The organism is Mycobacterium attenuatum, assembly GCF_900566085.1.
GTDB classification, from domain to species: Bacteria; Actinomycetota; Actinomycetes; order Mycobacteriales; family Mycobacteriaceae; genus Mycobacterium; species Mycobacterium attenuatum.
On the sequence record NZ_UPHT01000189.1, the window covers coordinates 1 to 1,011 of the forward strand.

Below are 1,011 nucleotides of genomic sequence, written 5' to 3' on the forward strand. Positions count from 1 at the left end.
GTTGGGGAGTGTGGGTGATGGGAATGTGGGTGGGGGCAATGTTGGTGGTAGTAATGTGGGGTTTGGGAATCTTGGGGGTTGGAATTTTGGGTCGGGGAACTTGGGGAGTTTCAATGTGGGTTCGGGGAATATCGGGTTGTATAATTTCGGGCCGGGGAATCTGGGGTCGTACAATGTGGGGTTGGGGAATGGCGGGGATTACAACTTTGGTTTCGGGAATACCGGGATCGGCAATATCGGGTTCGGGAACACGGGTAGTCATAATATTGGGATCGGGTTGAGTGGTGATGGTCAGGTCGGGTTCGGGGGGTGGAATTCCGGAAGCGGGAATGTGGGGTTGTTCAACTCGGGTGTCGGGAATGTGGGGTTGTTCAACTCGGGGACCGGGAACTGGGGGGTGGGTAATTCTGGTGAGTTGAATACGGGGTTGTTCAACCCGGGCCGGTTGAACACCGGGGTGTTTAACACGGGGTTGCTCAACACCGGGGTGGGTAATGCGGGTTCCTACAACTCGGGCAGTTTCAATGTGGGGGCCTCTAACACCGGCTCGTGGAATGCCGGGGACACCAACACCGGCTGGTTCAATCCTGGTGATCTCAACACCGGGATCGCCAACACCGGTGATGTCAACACCGGCGGGTTCAACCAGGGCAACCTCAACAACGGGTTCTTCTGGCGCGGCGACGGCCAAGGCCACGCCGGCTTCGACTACACCCTGACCATCCCCGCAATCGCACTAAACCTCGACGTCAAAGTCCCCCTCGACATCCCCATCACCGGCCACCTCGGCGACATCGTGATCGGGAGCTTCACGATTCCGACCTTGCATTTGAACGGTAATAATTTGACCGGCACTATTGGGCCGATTGTGGTGGATCCGATCACGATTTCGGGTCCGTCGGTGGATTTACATGTGGGCGGCGCGGGTGAGTCGTTGCAGTTGGGGATTTCGGGTCCGGGTGTGGGTCCGGTGGTGATTCCGGTGTTGCAGGTGGCGGCGGGGCCGGGGGT

The 1,011-nt window shown here is 58.5% G+C and carries 1 pseudogene; it reads left to right on the forward strand.

The features are described from left to right. A pseudogene (locus EET13_RS29115) lies at positions 1–1,011 on the forward strand (PPE family protein); the annotation flags it as partial.